General features: G+C 72.1%; 23 protein-coding genes. 6 read left to right on the top strand and 17 right to left on the bottom strand.

Annotated features, from left to right (window positions below):
* Positions 1–43 precede the first annotated feature (43 nt).
* The 3 genes from VFL99_RS03795 to VFL99_RS03785 form a co-directional block, all read right to left on the bottom strand.
* Positions 44–1,018 carry an aldo/keto reductase gene (locus tag VFL99_RS03795; protein WP_325104996.1) on the bottom strand — a complete coding sequence of 325 codons (975 nt, stop codon included), beginning with the start codon at positions 1,016–1,018 and terminating at the stop codon, positions 44–46.
* A gap of 94 nt (positions 1,019–1,112) precedes the next feature.
* Complete coding sequence (locus tag VFL99_RS03790) at positions 1,113–1,595, bottom strand: hypothetical protein (RefSeq protein WP_325104995.1); 483 nt, start codon at positions 1,593–1,595, stop codon at positions 1,113–1,115.
* The gene (locus VFL99_RS03785) at positions 1,592–2,239 is read right to left on the bottom strand and encodes a hypothetical protein (protein ID WP_325104994.1); all 648 of its coding nucleotides are present in this window, start codon (positions 2,237–2,239) and stop codon (positions 1,592–1,594) included. Before VFL99_RS03785 ends, VFL99_RS03790 begins: the two co-directional genes overlap by 4 nt.
* Before the next feature lie 64 nt (positions 2,240–2,303).
* On the opposite strand from VFL99_RS03785, the gene VFL99_RS03780 reads away from it, so the two are divergent.
* Positions 2,304–2,771: a MarR family winged helix-turn-helix transcriptional regulator gene (locus VFL99_RS03780; protein ID WP_325104993.1), complete on the top strand. Its 468-nt coding sequence runs from the start codon at positions 2,304–2,306 to the stop codon at positions 2,769–2,771.
* Between the two features lie 11 nt (positions 2,772–2,782).
* Here VFL99_RS03780 and tsaB read toward each other — a convergent pair whose 3' ends face one another.
* From tsaB to glmS, 7 genes are read right to left on the bottom strand one after another with little or no spacing between them, the layout of a single operon-like run.
* Complete coding sequence (gene tsaB / locus VFL99_RS03775) at positions 2,783–3,520, bottom strand: tRNA (adenosine(37)-N6)-threonylcarbamoyltransferase complex dimerization subunit type 1 TsaB (RefSeq protein WP_325104992.1); 738 nt, start codon at positions 3,518–3,520, stop codon at positions 2,783–2,785.
* Positions 3,521–3,525: 5 nt separating this feature from the next.
* The gene (gene tsaE, locus VFL99_RS03770; RefSeq protein WP_325105007.1) at positions 3,526–4,068 is read right to left on the bottom strand and encodes a tRNA (adenosine(37)-N6)-threonylcarbamoyltransferase complex ATPase subunit type 1 TsaE; all 543 of its coding nucleotides are present in this window, start codon (positions 4,066–4,068) and stop codon (positions 3,526–3,528) included.
* A 31-nt stretch (positions 4,069–4,099) separates the two neighbouring features.
* The gene (locus tag VFL99_RS03765) at positions 4,100–5,308 is read right to left on the bottom strand and encodes an alpha/beta fold hydrolase (RefSeq protein ID WP_325104991.1); all 1,209 of its coding nucleotides are present in this window, start codon (positions 5,306–5,308) and stop codon (positions 4,100–4,102) included.
* Entirely contained in the window at positions 5,305–6,513 is a 1,209-nt protein-coding gene (gene alr / locus VFL99_RS03760) for an alanine racemase (protein ID WP_325104990.1), read from the bottom strand. Before alr ends, VFL99_RS03765 begins: the two co-directional genes overlap by 4 nt.
* Positions 6,514–6,526: 13 nt before the next feature.
* On the bottom strand, positions 6,527–8,017 hold the full coding sequence (locus VFL99_RS03755; protein WP_325104989.1) for a bifunctional ADP-dependent NAD(P)H-hydrate dehydratase/NAD(P)H-hydrate epimerase: 1,491 nt from the start codon (positions 8,015–8,017) through the stop codon (positions 6,527–6,529).
* A gap of 27 nt (positions 8,018–8,044) precedes the next feature.
* Positions 8,045–8,395 carry a holo-ACP synthase gene (locus tag VFL99_RS03750; RefSeq protein ID WP_325105006.1) on the bottom strand — a complete coding sequence of 117 codons (351 nt, stop codon included), beginning with the start codon at positions 8,393–8,395 and terminating at the stop codon, positions 8,045–8,047.
* Positions 8,396–8,429: 34 nt separating this feature from the next.
* Positions 8,430–10,289 carry a glutamine--fructose-6-phosphate transaminase (isomerizing) gene (gene glmS / locus VFL99_RS03745; RefSeq protein WP_325104988.1) on the bottom strand — a complete coding sequence of 620 codons (1,860 nt, stop codon included), beginning with the start codon at positions 10,287–10,289 and terminating at the stop codon, positions 8,430–8,432.
* A gap of 88 nt (positions 10,290–10,377) precedes the next feature.
* Between glmS and coaA the strand changes: the two genes are divergently transcribed.
* Entirely contained in the window at positions 10,378–11,364 is a 987-nt protein-coding gene (gene coaA / locus VFL99_RS03740; RefSeq protein ID WP_414713712.1) for a type I pantothenate kinase, read from the top strand.
* 89 nt (positions 11,365–11,453) lie between these two features.
* Positions 11,454–12,848 carry a class II fumarate hydratase gene (locus VFL99_RS03735; protein WP_325104986.1) on the top strand — a complete coding sequence of 465 codons (1,395 nt, stop codon included), beginning with the start codon at positions 11,454–11,456 and terminating at the stop codon, positions 12,846–12,848.
* Positions 12,849–12,970: 122 nt separating this feature from the next.
* Here VFL99_RS03735 and VFL99_RS03730 read toward each other — a convergent pair whose 3' ends face one another.
* The 3 genes from VFL99_RS03730 to VFL99_RS03720 form a co-directional block, all read right to left on the bottom strand.
* The gene (locus tag VFL99_RS03730; protein ID WP_325104985.1) at positions 12,971–13,795 is read right to left on the bottom strand and encodes an aggregation-promoting factor C-terminal-like domain-containing protein; all 825 of its coding nucleotides are present in this window, start codon (positions 13,793–13,795) and stop codon (positions 12,971–12,973) included.
* A gap of 263 nt (positions 13,796–14,058) precedes the next feature.
* The gene (locus VFL99_RS03725; protein WP_325104984.1) at positions 14,059–15,369 is read right to left on the bottom strand and encodes a PhoH family protein; all 1,311 of its coding nucleotides are present in this window, start codon (positions 15,367–15,369) and stop codon (positions 14,059–14,061) included.
* Between the two features lie 306 nt (positions 15,370–15,675).
* A complete protein-coding gene (locus VFL99_RS03720; protein WP_325105005.1) occupies positions 15,676–16,440 on the bottom strand; it encodes an isoprenyl transferase in 765 nt (254 codons plus the stop codon).
* A gap of 126 nt (positions 16,441–16,566) precedes the next feature.
* Between VFL99_RS03720 and trhA the strand changes: the two genes are divergently transcribed.
* A complete protein-coding gene (gene trhA, locus VFL99_RS03715) occupies positions 16,567–17,226 on the top strand; it encodes a PAQR family membrane homeostasis protein TrhA (protein ID WP_325104983.1) in 660 nt (219 codons plus the stop codon).
* Here trhA and VFL99_RS03710 read toward each other — a convergent pair.
* Both VFL99_RS03710 and mca read right to left on the bottom strand, forming a co-directional pair.
* Positions 17,188–17,493, bottom strand: a complete 306-nt coding sequence (locus VFL99_RS03710) for a hypothetical protein (protein WP_325104982.1) — start codon at positions 17,491–17,493, stop codon at positions 17,188–17,190. The two genes, trhA and VFL99_RS03710, sit on opposite strands and share 39 nt — an antisense overlap.
* Positions 17,490–18,425: a mycothiol conjugate amidase Mca gene (mca, locus tag VFL99_RS03705; RefSeq protein WP_462283431.1), complete on the bottom strand. Its 936-nt coding sequence runs from the start codon at positions 18,423–18,425 to the stop codon at positions 17,490–17,492. The genes VFL99_RS03710 and mca overlap by 4 nt, the downstream gene beginning before the upstream one ends.
* Positions 18,426–18,527: 102 nt before the next feature.
* On the opposite strand from mca, the gene VFL99_RS03700 reads away from it, so the two are divergent.
* Positions 18,528–18,911 carry a DUF4307 domain-containing protein gene (locus VFL99_RS03700; protein ID WP_325104980.1) on the top strand — a complete coding sequence of 128 codons (384 nt, stop codon included), beginning with the start codon at positions 18,528–18,530 and terminating at the stop codon, positions 18,909–18,911.
* A 202-nt stretch (positions 18,912–19,113) separates the two neighbouring features.
* Positions 19,114–19,611, top strand: coding sequence for a transcription elongation factor GreA (greA, locus tag VFL99_RS03695; protein WP_325104979.1), 498 nt, complete (start codon positions 19,114–19,116; stop codon positions 19,609–19,611).
* 70 nt (positions 19,612–19,681) lie between these two features.
* Here greA and VFL99_RS03690 read toward each other — a convergent pair whose 3' ends face one another.
* A complete protein-coding gene (locus tag VFL99_RS03690; protein WP_325104978.1) occupies positions 19,682–20,494 on the bottom strand; it encodes an ABC transporter permease in 813 nt (270 codons plus the stop codon).
* Positions 20,491–21,501: an ATP-binding cassette domain-containing protein gene (locus tag VFL99_RS03685; protein ID WP_325104977.1), complete on the bottom strand. Its 1,011-nt coding sequence runs from the start codon at positions 21,499–21,501 to the stop codon at positions 20,491–20,493. Before VFL99_RS03685 ends, VFL99_RS03690 begins: the two co-directional genes overlap by 4 nt.
* Positions 21,502–21,614: the final 113 nt, after the last annotated feature.

The raw sequence follows: 21,614 nt of genomic DNA, 5'->3' as shown, positions 1-21,614 counted from the left end.
TTCCACACACCGCTGGCGCGAGGCGCATCGGCCGGCCGGAGCCTCAGGCCACGCCCTCGGGGGCCGCGCCGGTGACCTGGACGCCATCGGCGACGATCCGCTCGATCTCGGCGAGCTCGTCGGCCGTCAGCTCCACGTCGGCCGCGCCACAGGACCGCTCGATGTTGCGGGACGACCGGGCGCCGACGATGGCGCAGTCGAGACCGTCCTGGGCGAGCACCCAGGCGATGGCGAGCTGGGCGACGTCGATCCCCTTGTCGGCGGCGAGGGCCTTGAGCCGCTCGACGACGGCAAGGTTCTGCCGGAACTTCTCACCCTGGAAGGCACTGGCCTTGGAGCGCCAGTCGCTGCTCTCGAAGGTGGTGTGCTCGTCCATGGTCCCGGTCAACAGGCCGGACCCGAGCGGGCTGTAGGCCAGCGTCCCGATGTCGTGCTGGCGCACATAGGGCAGGATGCGCTCCTCGATCTGGCGCCGGAAGAGGTGGTAGGGCGGCTGCAACGTCTCCACCGGACGGGTCTGTGCGAACGCCGCCATCTGCTGTTCGTCGTAGTTGGACACCCCGACGTGGCGGATCTTGCCCTCGTCGACCAGTTCCTGCAGGTAGCCGGCCGTGTCCTCGAACGGCGTCTGGTCGTCGGGCCAGTGCACCTGGTAGAGGTCGATGTAGTCGACCTGCAGCGCCTGCAGGCTCTCCTCGACGCCCTGGCGCAGGAACTCGCGCGAGGAGTCGCGCGGCCGGTCGGTGCCCGGATTGATCCCGCCCTTCGTGGCGATCACGATGCTCTCTCGCTCGCGGTCGAGCTCGCTGCGCAGCGCCTCGCCGAGCACCGTCTCGGCCTGCCCGAATCCATAGGCCTGCGCGGTATCGAAGAGGTTCACGCCCAGCTCGCGCGCGTGCCGGATCGCCTGCTTCGCCTGCTCGGCGTCGAAGGACCCCCACTCGCCGGAGACCTGCCACGTGCCGAACGCGATCCGTGAGACCTCGAGTCCTGTCCTGCCCAATGTCGTTGTCTTCATGGTGGTGCCAGCGTGGCACAACCAGCGAGGCAGTCCAGTCGAGCGTGGCCTGCCCGTGCGGGGCAGGCCCTCGGGTGAGAGGAACGGCGAGGACTCAGGTCGGGGACGACGGGCAGTAGTACGGCGCCAGGTCGGGTTCGACGAGGGAAGGATGCGGTCCGCGGACGACGAGCTCGTCAGCGAAGCTCACCAACCCGGCGTCGAGCAGGCGCACCTTCCCGTGCGCTCCCATCAACTGGATGGGCTTGCCGACAACCGTGCGCGTGCCGTCGGGAGCGGTGAACGAGCTGCCTGCACCCTTCTCGATGGGGATCCGTGGATCGTCCGGTACGTACGTGCGGACGACCTGGACCTGCTCGGAACCGTCGGCGAAGGTCTTCACCGTGAACCGCTGGGTGAGCGTCGTGTACGTCTCGATGCCACACAGTTCGAACACGAAATCGTCGAAGAAGGTCTCCCGCATCTGTTCGTGATCGATGACGGGCCCCGAGGCACTGGCCGGGCCGGCGACCGCGACACCGCCCAGCAGGGTCGCGGCCGCGAACAGCGCGGACCCGGCGCTGCGGCGAAGGTTCATGACTGCCCCTCCTTGGCCATCCAGATCCCCAACGGGACGAAGCACAAGCTCCACAGCATCAGTGCCGGCATTCGCAGAGCCGCCTCGTTGGTGAAGTTCGCGGGGGTGACGAGCAGCAGGAAGACGAGCCCTGAGGCCAGCAGCATCGAGGTCGCCCACCGCGGACCGGGACTTCGCCGGAGGATCACGCTGCCGGCGACCAGGCAGCCGGCGATGACCAGGATCGACGCGAGGCCGAACGCGACGTTGAGTCTGTTCGCTGCCGTGGACGTCATGGCCTGGTCGGCGATCGAGCCGCCGACCCACTCGCAGCCGGCGAGGAGCGCCAGGCCGCTGGCAGCCATCAGCAACCCGACACGTCCTGCTCGGCTGCCGTGGTGGGCGTTCATGGCCAGCAGGCCGACCACGCCAACCACCGTGAGCAGATGCGTGACCCCGAGTGCTCCACTCAGCCAGTGCTGCAGGGTCACGGAGAACGGGTAGCTCCACTGATCGGCCGGGACCGACTCGTCGTGCGGCCAGGCCAGCGTGAAGACGCCGGCTGCGACGCCGAGGACGCCGGAGGCCCCGAGGGCGTACCCGGCCGGAGCGAGGGGAAACGTCCGGGGAAGCGAGACGTCATGGGGGTACTGACTACTGGTCATCGGGCACCGTCCAGGATGAGAACCAAGGGGAGCCTGAAGATCAGGTTACCGTAAGGTCGCGGGTATGGGGACAGATCAGCAGCGGGATCCAGCAGCGCCACACGAACGGCCCAACACCGTCGCGATGCTCGGGCAGGCCTACAGCCTGTTGGGATTCCAGATCCACGACGGCGTGGTGGGAGCAGGCTTCCCGATCAGGCCTTCCCACTCGGCCGTGTTCGCCCAACTGAAGCCGACGGGCTCACGACTGACCGAGTTGGCTGCCGGGGCGAACATGACTCCACAGTCCATGGGCGAGCTCGTCGACGAGCTCGAAGGCCTCGGCTACGTACGACGCCGGCCCGACCCGAGCGACCGGCGGGCGAAGCTGATCACCCTCACCCCCAAGGGTCGCAAGGTCCTCGCCGCCGGCGAGCAAACGATCGAAGGGATCGAAGAACGCCTCGAGCAGGTGCTCGGCACCGCGGACACGGCACGCCTGCGGGACACCCTGTGGCGGATCCTGCGCAGCCCCGAGCTGCGTGGACGGTGACGGCCCGCGGGCTAGTGCAGCACCGGCTTGCGGGCACCCTGCGGCTGGGCGTCCGGGCGGCGCAGGTAGAGCGGTTCCGGATCGGTGAGCACGGAATCCCGGTCAGCGTCCCCGCGAAGCGCCCGCGCGGCGAGATCGGCCAGCGCCGCGGCACTGACGTCCAGCGGCGCACCCCCCTGCGGAAGGAGCTCGGGGTAGAGCACCGGTCCACGGCCGACCGTGGGCAGTGAACAGACCTGCTGCGGCAGCTCGGCCGGACGCGAGACCTGCGGCTCCCCCTCCCGAGCGGCCCCGCGCTCGGTGAGCCGGTACGTCGCCCAGTAGACCTCCTTGCGCCGCGCGTCGGTCGCCACGAGCAGCCGGTCGGCCTCGGCGGCAGGCTCGCTGGCTGCCCGCATCGAGCCGGCGGCGACGCCGTCCACGCCCCGCCGCTGTAGCCAGGCCTGGTGCGCGAGCACGTCGAGGCTGCACACGCCATACACCGGTATGCCGCGCACGAAGGCGAAGGTGCGCGCCGTCACCAGCCCGACGCGCAGGCCGGTGAACGGGCCGGGTCCCGTGCCGGCGACCACCGCTGTGACCTCGTCGGCGCCGTGCCCCGTCTCGGCGAGGACGCGCTCGAGCGCCGGGGCGAGCAGCTCGGCGTGGCGCCGGGCGTCCAGGGTCGTCTGCTCGGCCAGTGTCCTGGTGCCGTCGTGCAGGGCGACGGTGACGGCGGAGGTGGCGGTGTCGACGGCGAGCAGCAGCACGCCGGTCAGCGTAACGACACCAGCTCCTCGACCTCGCGGGCGCCGTCGCCGTTGGTCCACCGGGCGCCGGTCGCCGTGAGGACAACGTGCCGCGGCACGTCGCCGCTGCCCCCGCTCGCGGCTCCTGCGACGTCGCCGCTGGGGTCATCCCCAGGGTCCCCGCGACCTTCGGCCTCCGTGGTGAACACCAGCTCCAACCGGTCCTCGGCCAGCCCCTCGGCGAGCCCGTGCCCCCACTCGACCACGGTGACCGCGTCGTCCAGGGAGGCGTCGAGGTCGAGGTCGTCGAGCTCGTCGAACCCGCCGATCCGGTAGGCGTCGACGTGCACCAGCTCGGGGCCGCCCACGAGGGAGGGATGGACGCGGGCGATGACGAAGGTCGGTGAGGTGATCGGGCCGCGCACCCCGAGGCCCTCGCCGATCCCCTGGGTGAAGGTGGTCTTGCCCGCACCCAGCTCGCCGGCCAGGACGACGAGGTCGCCCGCGCGCAGCAGCCGGCCGAGCCGGACGCCCAGCTCGCGGGTCTGCTCGGCGGTCTCGAGGGTCAGCTCACCCGTGGCGACGGCCGGGGGCTGCTGCTCAGGAGGCACTGCGACCCCGCGAACGCGCAGAGCGGTCACGGCGCTTCTTCGCCAGGTCGGTCACCTCCCGGCGCACACCGGCGCCGTGCAGCCCCTCCCCCTCGGACACCGGCGGCTCGGCCGAGCGCAGCACCCGGGTGAGGAACTCCTCCAGCTGGCTGCTCACCAGCTCGGGGTGCTCGAGCATGATGATGTGCCCGGCGTCGGCGACGAGGACGAACTCCGCACCGGGCAGGTTCCGGATGATCTCCTCGCTGTGCGAGGCCGGCGTCAGCAGGTCCTGGTCGCCGACGAGCACCAGGGTCTCCATGCCGGTGAACTCCTTGAGGGCATCCGCCTTGTCGTGTCGGTCGAAGGTGGGCAGGAAGGCCGAGATCACCTCCATCGAGGTGCCGAAGATCATGTCGGCCGTCAACCGCACCACCGACAACGGCACCGGCGAGCCGAACGAGTAGCGGTCGACGAGGAACGACTCCACCTCGCGTCCACGGTCACGCACCTCGTCGACGAAGGTCTGGCGGCCGGCCAGCCGGGACACCATCGGCGGCCCCAACCGGTGCACCATCCGCCCGAGCAGGGATCCCAGCCCCCACGAGACCGTCTCCAGGCTCCCCGCACTGGTGGAGACGAACGCGGCGCCGACGGTGCGGTCGCGGACGATGTCGGGACGCTCCACGGCGAGCGCCATCATCGTCATGCCGCCCATCGAGTGGCCGACGAGCACGATCGGCCCGTCAGGGACGACCTCGTCGATGACCTTCCCGAGGTCCCGGCCGAGCTGGTCGACGTCGTAGTGCGCCTTGGGTCCCGTGCCGGACCGGCCGTGGCCCCGCTGGTCCCACAGCACCACCCGGTAGCCGGCCGCCGTGAGCGCCCGGCGCTGGAAGACCCAGGAGCGCAGGCTCAGCGTGTAGCCGTGGCTGAGCACCACTGTGGGGACAGCCGATCCGGACGGCGCCGCGGCGGGGCGACCGGACGGCAGGTCGACCTCGACGTGCAACGGCACCCCGTCGTCGGCGAGGACGAGGTGGGTCTCCGCCGGCTCGACGTCGTACTGCCCCGGGTCCCCGTCGCGGTCCAGGGCGATCGCAGTGCGCCGGTCGCGCAGCAGCCGGTCCGTGGTCATGCCCAGGACGGTCGCCACCCCCGCGCCCGCCAAGCCCAGACCCAGCCCCAGCATCGACTTCCGGTCAACAACCGGATTCACGGGGCCACGCTCCCGGCATACACCCGCGGCACCCGGGCACCGACCCGCGTGACGATCTCGTAGGAGATGGTGTCGACCGCCGCCGCCCAGTCCTGCGCGGTCGGCTCGCCGCTGGTGCCGGGACCGAACAGGACGACCCGGTCACCGGCCGACACCCGGACCTCGGCGCCCACGTCGACGGTGAACTGGTCCATGCAGACCCGCCCGGAGACGGTCCGGCGCTGGCCGCCGATCAGGACCGGCCCGGCATTGCCCGCGGCGCGGGGGATCCCGTCGCCGTAGCCCATCGGCACCAGCGCGAGGGTGGTCGGTTCGGAGGTGACGTAGGTGTGCCCGTAGCTGACGCCCTGACCGGCCGGCACCCGCTTGACGAGGGCGACGTCGGCCTCGAGCGTCATCGCCGGGGTCAGCCCGAACGCGGCCGGGGCGCCGACGTCCGGCACCGGGGACAGCCCGTAGACCGCCAGACCCGGACGGACCAGGTCGTAGGCGGCGCTCGGATTGGTCAGCACCGCAGCGGAGTTAGCCAGGTGGCGCACCTCGGGACGGATGCCGGCGCGCTCGGCCTCGGCGACCGCCTCCTCGAACCGCTCCTGCTGGCGCTGCACCGTCGGGTGCTGCGGGGCGTCGGCGTAGGCGAAGTGCGACCAGATGCCCACGACCCGCAGGTGTCCCTCGGCCTGGTGTCGCAGTGCCGCCCCGACCAGCTCGGTCCAGCCCTGCCCGTAGGCGCCCTCGCGGCCGAGTCCGCTGTCGACGCACAGGTGCACGCGCGCGGGCTTGCCGACGCGACGCGCGCCCTCGGCGATGGCGGCGAGTCCCCACGGCGCGGAGGCGGACAGGTCGACGTCCTCGTTGACGGCCGCGGCGAAGTCCGACCCCGGCACGGTCAGCCAGGTGAGCAGCGGGGCGGAGATCCCGGCGGCACGCAGCGCGAGCGCCTCGCCCAGCTGCGCGGTGCCCAGCCAGGTCGCGCCCCCGGCGATCGCGGCGCGCGCACACGGCACCAGCCCGTGGCCGTAGGCGTCCGCCTTGACCACGGCGAGGACGTTGGCGTCACCGGCGCGCCGGTCCAGCTCGGCCACGTTGGCCCGGATGGCGTCGAGGTCGACCTGCACCCGGGCCGTGGCGGTGTCCACCCGCGTGCCGGCGCGCCCGGTCTCCTGGGCCGCGTGGGTGGTTTCGGTGGTCGGATCGGTGGTCATCGTCGTCAGTCTGTCAGGAACGGTGCAGCAGGTGCGCGACCACCGCCGGTATGCCGTGTGCCACCGCCATCGCGCGCACCGGGCCTCCCGGGTTGGCCCGGTGGGCGGCCACCCCGTGGACCAGCGCGGCGAGGCTGCCGGCGTCCCGAGGGTCGAGGCCCGCGGCCAGCAGGGTGCCCGCCACTCCGGCGAGCACGTCCCCTGCGCCGGCGGTGGCGAGCCAGGCCGGTGCGTCGGCCTGGGCGCGAGCGGGCGTGCCGGCCTCGATCGGGTCGACCACGAGCGTGGTCGAGCCCTTGAGCAGCACGGTGGCGCGGGCGCGGTCGGCCAGCGCCCGGGCATGCCGCAGCGGGTGGTCGCTGACCTCCTGTCGGCTGATCTCCCGGCCCTCCAACCGCCCGAGCAGGCGGGCGAGCTCACCGGCGTGCGGGGTGAGCAGCGTGGGGGCGCGGCGCGGCAGCGTGTACCGGTCGAGCAGGTCCAGGCCGCCGGCGTCGACGAGGCAGGGCTGGGCCGATCCCAGCGCCCGTCGGGCGGCCCCGACCTGCTCCTGACCGGGGCCGGAGTCGTCCTGGGCGTCGAGGCCCGGGCCCACGACCCAGGCCTGCACCCGCCCCTCGCCGAACACGGCCTCGGGAACGGCCGCGCGCACGAGGTCGGTGGGCCGGGCGGTGCCGACGTAGCGCACCATGCCGGCCCCGGACTCCACGGCCGCGGTCACCGTCATGACCGGGGCCCCGGTGTAGGCCTGTCCCCCGGCCACCACCCCGAGGACACCGCGGGAGTACTTGTCATCGGTCGGGCCCGGCCGCGGCCACAGCCGGGCGACGTCGTCGTGGGTGAGCCGTTCGACGGCGGGTGTCGGCCCCAGCTCGGCCAGTGCCTCGTCGAGGCCGATGTCCACGACCGTGAGGCGGCCGGTCGCGGCTTCGGTGCCCGGGAGCAGGTGCACCGGCTTGGCCACCCCGAAGGTCACCGTCTCGTCGGCGAACAGGCTGCTGACGGCGGGCTCCTCACCCGCCGGGTCGGCCCCGCTCGGCAGGTCGACCGCCACGACGTAGGCGTCCTCGGGGATCGCATCGATGAGCCGCTCGAGCTCCGCCGACAGCCCGGGCCGGCCGCCGATCCCCAGCATCCCGTCGACCACCACGTCGGCCCCCGCCAGCGCCGCCGCCCCCTCGGCCGGGGAGGTGAGGGTGACACCGGCGGCGCGGGCGGCCGCGAGGCCGGCCTCGTGCGTCTTGGCGGTGACCGGCACGGCGGTGACGGGGAAGCGGTCGGCCAGCCGCGCGCCGGCATACAGCGCGTCCCCGCCGTTGTCACCGGGGCCGACCAGCACGACGACGGTCCCCGGCTGGGCACTGGGTCGGTGTTCCCCGAGCCGGGCGGCCACCACCTCGGCGAGCCCGGTGGCGGCCCGCTGCATCAGCTCACCATCGGGCAGGCGCCCCATCGCGAGCCGCTCGGCGGCACGGACGTCCGGGACGGCATACGCCTCGATCACGAGGGGCCTCCTTTCCGAAGGGGCGGTTCAGCCCTCCGCGACGACGACGGCGGAGGCGATCCCGGCGTCGTGCGACAGGGACACGTGCAGGCCCTGCACCCCCAGGTCGAGGGCGCGCTGCTCGACGGTGCCGCGGACGGTCAGGTGCGGGCGCCCGCTCTCGTCGCTGAGCACCGTGGCGTCGGTCCAGTGCAGCCCCGCCGGGGCACCGAGGCACTTGGCGAGCGCCTCCTTGGCGGCGAAGCGCGCGGCGAGGGAGGCCAGGCCGAGGTGGCGTTCCTCGCTGGTGAAGAGCCGGTCGCGCAGGCGCGGGGTGCGGGCGAGGGTGGCGCCGAACCGGGCCACGTCCACCACGTCGATGCCGACCCCGACGATCACCGCGTCGCCTCCGCGCACGGCACGCCCACCGTGCTCACTCGACCGTCACCGACTTGGCCAGGTTGCGCGGCTGGTCCACGTCCAGGCCCTTGGCGGTGGCGAGCGCGCAGGCGAACACCTGCAGCGGGACGGCCGTGACCAGCGGCGCGAGCAGGACCGGGGTGCGCGGCACCCGGATCACCTCGTCGGCGAAGGGCACCACGTCCTCGTCCCCCTCCTCGGCGATGACGAGCGTGCGGGCCCCCCGGGCGCGGATCTCCTGGATGTTGGAGACGACCTTGCCGTGCAGGCCGTGCTCGCTGGTCGGCGACGGGACGATGACGAAGACCGGCTGGCCCGGCTCGATCAGCGCGATCGGGCCGTGCTTGAGCTCCCCGGCGGCGAAGCCCTCGGCGTGGATGTAGGCCAGCTCCTTGAGCTTCAACGCCCCCTCGAGCGCCACCGGGTAGCCCACGTGCCGGCCGAGGAACAGCACGGCGCGGCTGTCGGCCATGAACCGGGCGATCTCACGGACCCGGTCCATCGAGTCGATCACCTGCTGGATGTGGCGCGGCATCTCCTGCAGGTCCTTCATCACCGCCTGCGCCTCGTCGGCGAACGTGCCGCCGCGCAGTTGGGCCAGGTAGAGACCGAGCAGGTAGCAGGCGGTGATCTGGGCGAGGAAGGCCTTGGTGGAGGCGACCGCGATCTCCGGGCCGGCGTGCGTGTAGAGGACGCCGTCGGACTCCCGGGGGATGGTCGAGCCGTGCGTGTTGCAGATCGCCAGCGTCAGCGCACCCTGCTCCCGCGCGTGCTTGACCGCCATCAGCGTGTCCATCGTCTCCCCCGACTGGGAGATGGAGACCACGAGCGTGCGGCCGTCGATCACCGGGTCGCGGTAGCGGAACTCGTGGGCGAGCTCGATCTCGCACGGGATCCGCGTCCAGCGCTCGATCGCGTACTTGGCCACCATCCCGGCGTAGGAGGCGGTGCCGCAGGCGACCACGACGATCTTGTCGACCTGCGCAAGGCGCCCCTCGGGGATGCGCAGGTCGTCCAGGACGAGCCGGCCCCCCTCGTCGGTGCGCCCGAGCAGCGTGTCGCCGACGGCGTGCGGCTGCTCGTGGATCTCCTTCTCCATGAAGGTGTCGTAGCCGCCCTTCTCGGCCGCCGCGGCGTCCCAGTCGACCTGGAAGGCCTTGCCCTGCGCCGGGCGGCCGTCGAAGCCGATGACCTCCACCGAGTCGGGGGTGATCGTCACGATCTGGTCCTGCGCCAGCTCGAGCGCCTCCCGCGTGCTGCCGATGAAGGCCGCGACGTCCGAACCGAGGAAGTTCTCCCCCTCGCCCAGGCCCACGACCAGGGGGCTGTTGCGGCGGGCGCCGACCACGGTGTGCGGCTGGTCGGCGTGCACGGCCAGCAGGGTGAACGCGCCCTCCAGGCGAGCCACGACGTCCTGCATGGCCTGGGTGAGGTCCTTGGTGTCGGCATACCGCTCGGCGAGCAGGTGCGCGACCGCCTCGGTGTCGGTCTCGCTGGCGAAGGTGACCCCGCGGTCGGTGAGCTCGGAGCGCAGGGCGTGGAAGTTCTCGATGATCCCGTTGTGGATCAGGGCCAGCTTGCCGTCGGTGCCGCCCCGGTGCGGGTGGGCGTTGGTGTCGGTGGGGCCGCCGTGCGTGGCCCAGCGGGTGTGGCCGATGCCGGTCGCCGACGGCGGCAACGGGGACTCCTCCAGGGCGGCGGCGAGGTTGGCCAGCTTGCCGGCGCGCTTGCGGGTCTGCACCTCCGCGCCGGTGACCAGGGCGACACCGGCCGAGTCGTAGCCGCGGTACTCCAGCCGCTTGAGCCCTGCGAGCACCACGTCCTGGGCTCGTCCGTCGACCTTCGGGCCGGCATACCCCACGATTCCGCACATGGGGCGCAGCCTAACCGGCGCCGTGCGGGCCTCCCGCGACGGACACGAGCCGGACGGCGGGCGCGCCGTGCGGCGGGGGTGGGCCAGAATGGCGCGCGTGTCGTCGACTCCGCAGCCCCACGGCTCGACCGGGAACGGGAGCATCCCGTCGCCCTACGTCGAGCTGGACCGGGCGGCGTGGGCACGGCTGCGCAAGCAGCAGCCGCTGAGCCTCGACGACGGCGACGTCACGCGGTTGCGCGGCCTCGGCGAGCCGCTGGACCTCGCGGAGGTGGAGGCGGTCTACCTGCCGCTGTCCCGCCTGCTGAACTTCTACGTGGGCGCCACCGGCGGGCTGCACCGGATCACCACCGACTTCCTCGGAGAGCGCCCCGAGCGCACGCCCTTCGTCATCGGGGTCGCGGGGTCGGTGGCCGTGGGCAAGTCGACGACGGCCCGCATCCTGCGCGAGCTGCTCTCCCGGTGGCCGGACACCCCGCGCGTGGAGCTGCTCACCACCGACGGGTTCCTCTACCCCAACGCCGAGCTCGAGCGGCGCGGGATCATGGACCGCAAGGGCTTCCCCGAGTCCTACGACCGGCGCGCGCTGCTGCGCTTCGTCGCCGAGGTCAAGGCGGGCAAGGCCGAGGTGAGCGCCCCGGTCTACTCCCACCTGACCTACGACATCCTGCCCGAGGAGCGGGCGGTCGTGCGCCACCCGGACGTGCTCATCGTGGAGGGGCTCAACGTGCTGCAGCCGCCCCCGGTGCGCGGTGACGGCGTGCGTGGCCTGGCGGTGAGCGACTTCTTCGACTTCTCCGTCTACGTCGACGCGCGGGTGGAGGACATCAAGCGGTGGTATGTCGAGCGGTTCCTGCGCCTGCGGGAGACCGCCTTCGCCGACCCGGACTCCTACTTCCACCGGTATGCCGTGCTGTCCGATGCGGAGGCGCGCAAGACGTCCGAGGGCATCTGGGAGGGAATCAACGCCCCCAACCTGCGCCAGAACATCCTGCCCACGCGCGGTCGCGCGACGCTGGTGCTGTCCAAGGGACCGGACCACTCGGTCCGGCGCGTGCGGCTGCGCAAGCTGTAGGGTCCGGATCCGCGCGACGGACGCGTGCGACGGGCGGGCGCTGGTCCGCGCGACTGACGCGTACGGCGAGCCGGGTCGACAATGGGCCCATGACTGAGATGCGGACCGAACACGACTCGATGGGCGAGGTGCAGGTGCCGGCCGATGCGCTGTGGGGGGCGCAGACGGCGCGGGCCGTGGAGAACTTCCCGATCTCCGGGCAGACCGTCCCGCGGCCGATCATCCACGCGCTGGCCCTGCTCAAGGCGTGCGCCGCCGGCGTGAACGCCGAGCTGGGGGCCCTCGACGCGGACCGGGCCAAGGCGATCGCCGCCGCCGCCGAGGAGGTCGCCGCCGGCCAGCACGACGACCACTTCCCGATCGACGTCTACCAGACCGGCTCGGGCACCTCGACGAACATGAACGTCAACGAGGTGGTGGCGCGCCTCGCCACGCTGGCCTCGAACGTCCAGGTGCACCCCAACGACCACGTCAACGCCGGCCAGTCGAGCAACGACACCTTCCCGACCTCGATCCGCGTCGCCGCGGTGCTCGCCGCCCACCAGGAGCTCGACCCGGCGCTCGAGCGCCTGCAGCAGGCGTTCGCGCGCAAGGCCGAGGAGTTCACCGACGTCGTGAAGTCGGGCCGGACCCACCTGATGGACGCCGTGCCGGTGACGCTGGGCCAGGAGATGGGCGGCTACGCCCGGCAGCTGGAGCTCGGCCGCGCGCGCATCGCCGCGGCCGCCGAGGGTGCGGCGGAGCTGCCGCTGGGCGGGACCGCCGCCGGCACCGGCCTCAACGCCGCCCCCGGCTTCGCCCGCATGGTGATCGCCGAGCTGTCCCGGCGCACCGGGGTGCCCTTCCGCGAGGCGGAGAACCACTTCGAGGCCCAGTCCACCCAGGATGCGCTGGTCGCGCTGAGCGGCGCCCTGAAGACGGTGGCCGTGGGCCTCACCAAGATCTGCAACGACCTGCGCTGGATGGGGTCCGGGCCGCGGGCCGGCCTCGCCGAGATCCACCTGCCCGACCTGCAGCCGGGCTCGAGCATCATGCCGGGCAAGGTGAACCCGGTCCTGGCCGAGGCGACGCTCATGGTGTGCGCCCAGGTGATCGGCCACGACGCGGCCATCACCGCCGCCGGGGCGGCCGGCAACTTCGAGCTCAACGTCATGCTGCCGCTCATCGGCCGGGACCTGCTCGAGTCGATCACCCACCTCGCCGGCGCGACCCGGGTGCTCGCCGACCGGTGCGTCGACGGCCTGACGGCGGACGTCGAGCGCTGCCGCGGCTACGCGGAGGCCTCGACCGCGATCGTCACGCCGCTCAACCGCTACATCGGCTACGAGGCGGCGGCGAAGGTGGCCAAGCAGTCCCTCGCCGAGCGGCGCACCATCCGCGAGGTCGTCCTCGACCGTGGCCACGTGGCCTCCGGACAGCTCACCGAGGAGCAGCTCGACGAGGCCCTCGACGTGCTCAAGATGGCCAAGCCGCAGCGCGACTGAGGACGCTCCCGCCCCGCGCCGCGCGCGGCCGCCCTCGTCGGCGTGCAGGCACAGCACCGCCCGGGGTGAACCGGGGAAGGAAAGACCGGCTCAGCCCGGGCGGTGGACTGGGGACCGGCGGATCAGTACCAGCCGGTGGCCTGGGAGTGCGCCCAGGCGCTGCAGGGGCTTCCGTAGGACGCCCGGATGTAGCCCAGACCCCAGCGGATCTGGGTGACGGGGTTGGACTGCCAGTCGGCGCCGGCGGAGGCCATCTTGGCCCCGGGCAGCGCCTGCGGGATCCCGTAGGCCCCGGAGGAGGCGTTCGTCGCGCCGACGTTCCAGCCGCTCTCCTTGTTCCACAGAGCGTTGAGGCAGCCGAACTGGCTCCCGTCCCAGCCGAAGGAGGGGAGCATCCCCTGCGCGATCGCGCGCGGGTCCCCGCTGGTCACCGGAGCCGTGCGCTGGGCGCTGCGTGAGGCCTCCTGCTGCTGGGCGCGCCGGGCGGCGGCCGCCTTGCGTGCGGCGGCGGCCTTGCGGGCCTCCGCGGCCTGACGGGCCTGGGCAGCGCGGCGGGCGGCGGCCTCCGCCGCGGCCTTCTTGCGGGCGGCTTCCTGACGAGCGCGTTCCTGGGCGGCCTTGCGGGCCTGCGCCTTGCGCACCTGGGCGGCGTGGGCGGCGACGGACTTCTGGTGGGCCGCGCGCTGCGCCGAGCGCTGCTGCTCGATGTCGAGCGGGGTGCCGGCAAAGCTGTCCAGGGTCTGGCCGGCCGAGGCGGAGTGGGCGTTCGTGGTGTCGCTGGCGTTGACCACGCCGGAGTCGAAGCTGCCGCTCGCGGTCGACCAGCCGGCGGCGGAGGCGGCGAGGGCGGTGGCGACGAGTGTGGCCGCAACGGCGGGCCTGCGGATGGCGCCGAGGCTGCGGCGGAGGAGGCCGTTGCGGTGACGGCCGTCGTGGGGCTGGGGCATGGGCAGGGGGCTCCTTCAAGCAGCAGGCCGCCAACCGGCGGCCTCAGGGGGTGCTGCGTTATCGTTTCGAGACAAATGCGTCGCCCACCGTGCCTGAGATGCAAGCGGAAGCCAAATCGCTGTCCACAATTTCCGGGTGCTTGTGGGAAAGGTCACGGATTGATCGCAACCTCTGTCACACGCGCCACAGCGGTCCCGGACATGGATCGGCCCGGCACGGGAGTGTCCGCGCCGGGCCGTGACGTCAGCCTCTTGGTGTCCTCCTACCCGCCGATGCCCTCGAGCAGGTCGGTGACGAGCGCCGCCACCGGGCTGCGCTCACTGCGGTGCAGCGTGACGTGGGCGAACAGCGGGTGACCCTTGAGCTTCTCGATGACCGCGTTGACCCCGTCGTGCCGCCCCACCCGCAGGTTGTCCCGCTGGGCGACGTCGTGGGTCAGCACGACCCGGGAGTTCTGTCCGATCCGGGACAGCACCGTGAGCAGGACGCCACGTTCGAGCGACTGCGCCTCGTCGACGACGACGAAGGCGTCGTGCAGCGAGCGTCCCCGGATGTGGGTGAGCGGGAGGACCTCGAGCAGCTCGCGGTCGAGGACCTCCTCGACGACCTCGCGGGAGACGAGGGCCCCGAGGGTGTCGAAGACGGCCTGCGCCCAGGGGCCCATCTTGTCGTTCTCCGACCCGGGCAGGTAGCCGAGCTCCTGCCCGCCGACCGGGTAGAGCGGCCGGAAGACGATCACGCGGCGGTGCTGTCGTCGCTCCATCACCGCCTCCAGCCCGGCGCACAGGGCGAGGGCGCTCTTGCCGGTGCCGGCCCGCCCGCCGAGGCTGACGATGCCGACGTCGGGGTCGAGCAGCAGGTCGAGGGCGATGCGCTGCTCGGCGCTGCGTCCGTGCAGTCCGAAGGCGTCCCGGTCGCCGCGCACCAGCCGCACGGACTTGTCGGGGGCGACCCGGCCGAGCCCGCTGGCGTTGCCGGCGAGCAGCACGATCCCGGTGTGCACCGGCAGCTCGGCGGCGTCGGGGTGCTCGAGCCGGCCTTCGGCATAGAGCCGGTCCAGCTGCTCGTCGCTGACGGCCAGCTCGCTCATGCCGGTCCAGCCGCTGTCGACGGCCAGCTCGGCGCGGTACTCCTCGGCGCCCAGCCCGACCGCCGAGGCCTTGATCCGCATCGGCAGGTCCTTGCTGACCACGGTCACCCGGCGCCCCTCGTCGGCGAGGTTGCGGGCCACGGCCAGGATGCGGCTGTCGTTGTCGCCGAGCCGGAACCCCGACGGCAGCGAGCCCGGGTCGGTGTGGTTGAGCTCCACCCGCAGGGTGCCGCCGTCGTCGCCGATCGGCACCGGCGCGTCGAGGCGGCCGGCCTTGATGCGCAGGTCGTCGAGCCGGCGGAGCGCTTGACGGGCGAAGTAGCCCAGCTCGGGGTGGTGTCGCTTGGCCTCGAGCTCGGTCACCACCACGACGGGGAGCACGACCTCATGTTCGGAGAAGCGGGTCATCGCGCGGGGGTCGGACAACAACACGGAGGTGTCCAGGACGAAGGTCCGGCGCTGGGGTGAGCTGTGCGTGGCCATACCGACTCCCTCTGGCGTCACGGTCTCGCGTGACGCCGACTCTCGGACGGGGTGCCGGGACGCGGCCGCAAGGTTCTCGTCGGGCCGGTACCGGCCCTTCGTCCGGAGCTGAATCGCTCCATACGGCGGGCCTCCCGAGACGCGGGACCGGTGCCTCGCGTCACCACGGACGCTACGGCGGTCTGCCGGGCCGCGCCGGGATTTTGCGCGGCGCGTCGCACCGAGCTCAACCGGGCTCAACCGGGCTCACCCGGGTGCGCGGGAGCGCCAGCCGAGGCGGGAAGCGGGGGCGGGCAGTGTGGCCGGTCAGGCGCCGTAGCGACGTTCGCGCTCGGCATACGCGCGCAGCGCACGCAGGAAGTCGACCCGCCGGAAGTCGGGCCAGTAGGCCTCACAGAAGTAGAACTCGCTGTGGGTGCTCTGCCACAGCAGGAAGCCCCCCAGCCGCTGCTCCCCCGAGGTGCGGATGACGAGGTCGGGATCCGGCTGACCCTTGGTGTAGAGGTGCTCGGCGATGTGCTCCACGTCGAGGATCTCGGCCAGCTCCTCGATCGAGATCCCGCGGGAGGCGTGCTCCAGCAGCATCGAGCGCACCGCGTCGGCGATCTCGCGCCGACCGCCGTAGCCGACCGCGATGTTGACCCAGATCCCGTCCACGTCGGCGGTCGCGTCGGCCGCCTCCTTGAGCCGCTCGGCCGTGCGGGCCGGCAGCAGGTCCAGGGCGCCGACCGGGTTGAGCCGCCAGCGCCGTGCCTCGGCGAGCCCCTCGACGGTCGTCTCGATGATCTCCAGCAGCGGGGTGAGCTCGGCCGGGGACCGGTTGAGGTTGTCGGTCGACAGCAGCCACAGGGTGACCACCTCGACGCCGACCTCCTCACACCAGCCGAGCAGCGGGGAGATGTTGTCGGCGCCGGCCTGGTGGCCCGAGCGCGTGTCGGCTCCGCGAGCGCGAGCCCAGCGGCGGTTGCCGTCGAGCATGACGCCGACATGCCGCGGGAGACGAGCTTGGGGTAGGCGAGCCGCCAGCCGCCGCTCATAGGCGGCATAGAGCAGGTTGCGCACCCCTCGCATCTCCCTGGGACTCCTCACCTGGCGGGATCCTTCGCGGTTGCCACGGTACTCCTCCCCGACGCGCCGAACCGGTCACGACAAGCCTACGGTGGCGTAACCTACGGGGGCGTAGGTTAGGGTTTCCCCATGGCACCCCAGCTCCCCAAGCCGCTGTTGCGCGGCTGGATCCACGCCGGCGTCTTCCCGCTGGCGTGTGCCGCAGGCATCGTCCTGGTCGCCCTCGCACCCACCGACAAGGCCCGGCTCGGCGCCACGGTGTTCGCGGCCACGGCCGCCCTGCTGTTCGGCACCTCCGCGGTCTACCACCGCGGTCGGTGGACGCCACGGGTCCACGCCCTGCTGAAGCGGCTGGACCACGCCAACATCTTCCTCATCATCGCCGGGACCTACACGCCGTTCGCGCTGCTCCTGCTGCGCGGGCACTCCGCCCGCACCCTGCTGGCGATCGTCTGGGGCGGCGCCGTCGCCGGCGTGCTGTTCCGCGTCTGCTGGGTGGGGGCACCGCGGTGGCTCTACACGCCGGTCTACGTGGCGCTCGGCTGGGTGGCCGTCTTCTACTTCGGGCCGTTCCTGCACCGCGGCGGCGTCGCCGTGGTGAGCCTCATCGCCGCGGGCGGCCTGCTCTACACGCTCGGCGCGGTGGTCTACGGCACCCGCCGGCCCGATCCCTCACCGCGTTGGTTCGGCTTCCACGAGGTGTTCCACGTGTTCACCGTCGCCGGCTACGTGGTGCACTACGTGGCTGCGTCACTGGCGATCTACCGGGCGGTCGCGCCGGTCCTGTGACCGTGCGGCCGCGCCGTGCGGCGTGGCGTCCCCCTCGGACATCGCGTCGCGGGGACCGGCGTCCTCCTGCTCCGCAGGCTCGGCGTCCTCCTGCTCGGCGCGCCAGCGCATCCGACGCAGCCGAGCGTTCATGTTGCGCATGAGCAGGTAGAGGGCCAGTCCGAGCAGGAACAGAACGATGAACCCGCCGACACCGGCGGTGACGCTCTCGTCCTCGCCCTGGGGGATGCTCGGTCCGTTGTTCAGGATGAACGCCGCGATGGTCATTGCCGTGGTCCTCCCGGGAGCGCGCTCGGGCGCGTCCCGTCGTAGGCGAGCTCCAGCCCCTCCTTGACCGCCAGCGCATCGGCCTCCTCCACGGAGCCCAGCCCGGCGAACAGGTCGTCCTCGACCGGCACGACCGGCACGTAGGACAGGGCCGCCTCGTAGTCCTCGGTCGGCCACACCTGCTGCTGCATCTCCAGCGGCACCCGGAACCAGGTGCCCTCGGGATCCACCTGGGTGGCGTGCGCGAGCAGCGCCCGGTCCCGCTGGGGGAAGTACTCCGCGCAGTGGACCTTCGTGGTGATGGTGCGCTCCCCGCGCTCCTCCCACCGCTTGATCCACTCCGTGTAGGGCGACTCGAGCCCGGCCGCCTCCATGGCGTCGTGGAAGGACTGGATGCGCCCCTTGGACAGGGTCTGGTTGTAGTAGATCTTCAGCGGCTGCCACGGTGTCCCCGCAGTCGGGTATGCCGACCGGTCACCGGCCGCGCGGAACGCGGCCATGGACACCGTGTGGCACATGACGTGGTCGGGGTGCGGGTAGCCGCCGTTCTCGTCATACGTGGTCATGACGTGCGGACGGAACTCCCGCACCACCCGCACCAGGGCCTCCGCGGTGACGTCCAGCGGCTCGAGCCCGAAGCAGCCCGGCGGCAGGTCCGGCAGCGGATCCCCCTCCGGCAGGCCGGAGTCGACGAAGCCGAGCCAGGTGTGCTGCACCCCGAGGATGGCCTGCGCCCTCGCCATCTCCTCCCGCCGCACCTGCGGCATGTCGCGCAGGATCTCGGGATCGTCCTTGAGCCGCGGGTTGAGGATGTCGCCCCGTTCGCCCCCGGTGCAGGACACGACGAGGACGTCGACCCCGTCGGCGACGTACTTCGCCATCGTCGCCGCACCCTTGCTGGACTCGTCGTCGGGGTGCGCGTGCACCGCCATGAGTCGCAGTCGATCAACCACCTGCACACCTCTAGCGCGTCATCGGACTGTCATCGAGGACAATGGACGCGCCCCATCATCGCACTCGCGGAAGGTCGCTTCGTGCCCGTCTCCTCCCCCCGTGGGCCCTCCCGCCGTGCCTGGGTGCTCGGTACCCTCGCCATCGCGGCCGGGGTGGCGCTCGCCATCTGGTTCGGGCTCGCGGCCAGCCTCGGGCACGTCACCTGGCAGGACACCGCCTACCACGTCGACAGCGACCGGCTGGTGCAGGTCGGCTACTCGGTCCACCGCGCCCCCGGTCGGGCCGTCGTCTGCACCATCCAGGCCCAGGACGTCCACCACGCCACGGTGGGGACCACCCAGGACCGGATCCCTGCCTCCGGCGACGCGACGGTGCAGCGGGTCGTGCAGGTGCACACCACCACGCGGGCCGTCACCGGCACGGTCCAGACCTGCGACTATGCCGGGAGCTCGCGGTCCTCCTGAGCCCTCCGTGACCGCTTTGTCACCTGCGTCGCCGGGGAAAGTTGTTATCCTTAAGGCGTCACCACCTGGGTCTGGGCACCCGCAGCCAACCGCGCGAAGGTTGGTCGGGGCCCGGACCTCCTTGTTTGGGAGGCCCTACCTCGGTTCCGCGCCGTGCGGTAGGCCTGTCTCCCGGACGACCGCAACCAAGGAGACGTACACCGTGAGCGAGACCGCGACGACCTCGTCGAACTACCTGACGCAGGACGCCTACGACCGGCTGAAGGCAGAGCTGGAGCAGCTCTCCGGCCCGGGCCGCATCGACATCGCGAAGCGGATCGAAGCGGCCCGCGACGAGGGTGACCTGAAGGAGAACGGCGGCTACCACGCCGCCAAGGAGGAGCAGGGCAAGATGGAAGCCCGCATCCGCCAGCTCACCCAGTTGCTCGAGAATGCGCAGGTCGGGCAGACCCCGCCCGATGACGACGTGGTCGAGCCCGGGATGGTCGTGAAGATCGACATGTTCGGCGAGGAGATGACCTTCCTGCTCGGCAGCCGCGAGATCCTCGAGCCGGGTTCGGGGCTGGAGGTCTACAGCTCCCAGTCCCCGCTCGGTGGCGCGATCAACGGCAAGAAGGCCGGCGAGGAGGCGTCCTACGAGGCGCCGAACGGCAAGACGATCACCGTCAAGATCCTCAGCGCCACGCCGTACAAGAGCTGACGTCCGGCCATCACGGGACGAGACGGGGCCCGGGCGACCACCCTGGTCGCCCGGGCCCCCTCACATCCGCCTACCGGCTGGTGGAACGGCGGTACTGCGCGTTGGCGAGCGGGATGAAGATCGCCATGATCACCAGGGCCCAGAGCAGGGTGTAGAGCGCCGGGTGCACCAACGACCACGCCGTCGGGTCCACCGCCCGGGGGTCCGGGTTCGGGTTGCCGAAGAGGTTCCGGGCCGCTTGCGTCACCGCCGAGATGGGGTTCCACTCGGCGAACACCCGCAGCGGCCCCGGCAGCGCCTGCAGCGGCACGAAGGTGTTCGCGACGAAGGTGAGCGGGAAGATCACGACGAACGCCGCGTTGTTGAGCACCTCCACGGTCGGCACGAGCATCCCCAGCCACGCCATCACCCAGGACAGGGCGTAGGCGAACAGCAGCAGCAGTAGGAAGCCCAGGACCGCCTCGAGCGGCGAGGTGCGCACCCGCCAGCCGACGACGAGACCCGTCAGTCCCATCACGACCAGCACGATGAGGTTGTTGGCCACGTCGGACAGGGTCCGCCCCGCGAGCACCGCCGACGGTGACATCGGCAGGGACCGGAACCGGTCGATGATGCCCTTCTTCACGTCGTCGGCCAGGCCGGCGCCGGTGATGGTCGCACCGAAGACCACGGTCTGCGCGAAGATCCCTGCGATGAGGAACTCGCGGTAGGCCGCGCCGCCACCCGTGGGGTCGATGGCGCCGCCGAACACGTAGGCGAACAGCAGCACGAACATGATCGGCTGGATGGTCGTGAACACCAGCAGGTCGGGCACGCGCTTGATCTTGATGAGGTTCCGCTTGGCGACGACGGCGCTGTCGCCGAGCACGGTGGGCAGGCTCATCGGACCATCTCCTCCGCTCGCTCACGCGGTGGCTTCCCCTGGGCGTCCTCCGGGTCTGCGCGGGCCGACTCGGCCACGTGGCCGGTCAGGGACAGGAACACGTCATCCAGCGTGGGCCGGCGCAGGCCGACGTCGTCGAGGTCGATGCCGGCCTCGTCGAGTCGCCGCAGCGCCTCGGTGAGCACCCGTGCCCCACCACTGACCGGCAGCACCAGCGAGCGGCGCGACTCCTCGAGGACGCACGGCCCCACCCCGAGCGGCTCGAGCAGGCTGCGAGCCCGCCCGAGCTCGTCGCCCACGGCCACGGTCACCTCGATGCGCTCGCCGCCCACCTGCGCCTTGAGCTGGTCGGCGTTCCCCTCGGCGATCACGCGCCCGTGGTCGATGACCACGATGTTGTCCGCGAGGCGGTCGGCCTCCTCGAGGTACTGCGTGGTGAGCAGCAGCGACGTGCCGCCGGCAACCAGCTCCTGGATGACGTCCCACATGTCGGTGCGGCTGCGCGGGTCGAGACCCGTCGTGGGTTCGTCGAGGAAGAGCACCGGCGGCTTGGCGACGAGTGCGCCCGCCAGGTCGAGCCGCCGGCGCATGCCGCCGGAGTAGGTCTTGGTCGGCCGGTCACCCGCATCCTCCAGGTGGAACTGGGCGAGCAGCTCGCGGGCCCGGTCGCGGCTGGCCCGCCGCCCGAGGTGGTAGAGCCGCCCGACCATGTCGAGGTTCTCGAAACCGGTGAGGTACTCGTCGACCGCGGCGTACTGGCCGCTCACCCCGATGCGGCGGCGCACCTCCCGCGGATCGTCGAGCACGTCGACACCAGCCACGCGAGCACTGCCCGCGTCCGGCCGCAGCAGCGTGGTCAGGATGCGCACGGCCGTGGTCTTACCGGCACCGTTCGGTCCGAGAACTCCCAGGACGGAGCCCTCGGGCACACACAGGTCCAGGCCGTCCAGCGCCACCACGTCCTTGTAGCGCTTCACCAGCCCCCGAGCGATCACTGCGTCGTTCATCCGATCAGCCTCCCACGAGCCACTGACATGTCCCTCTCCCTTGTCGGCAGGGACGCCCGCCGAGCGGCGAGCGGGTTCGGCGGTGTTGACCGGCGGCACCCGGGCAACTCATC

This window comes from Segeticoccus sp., assembly GCF_035708005.1.
Note: the sequence above shows the minus strand (reverse complement) of the source record. Positions and strands in the feature narration are given on the sequence as shown.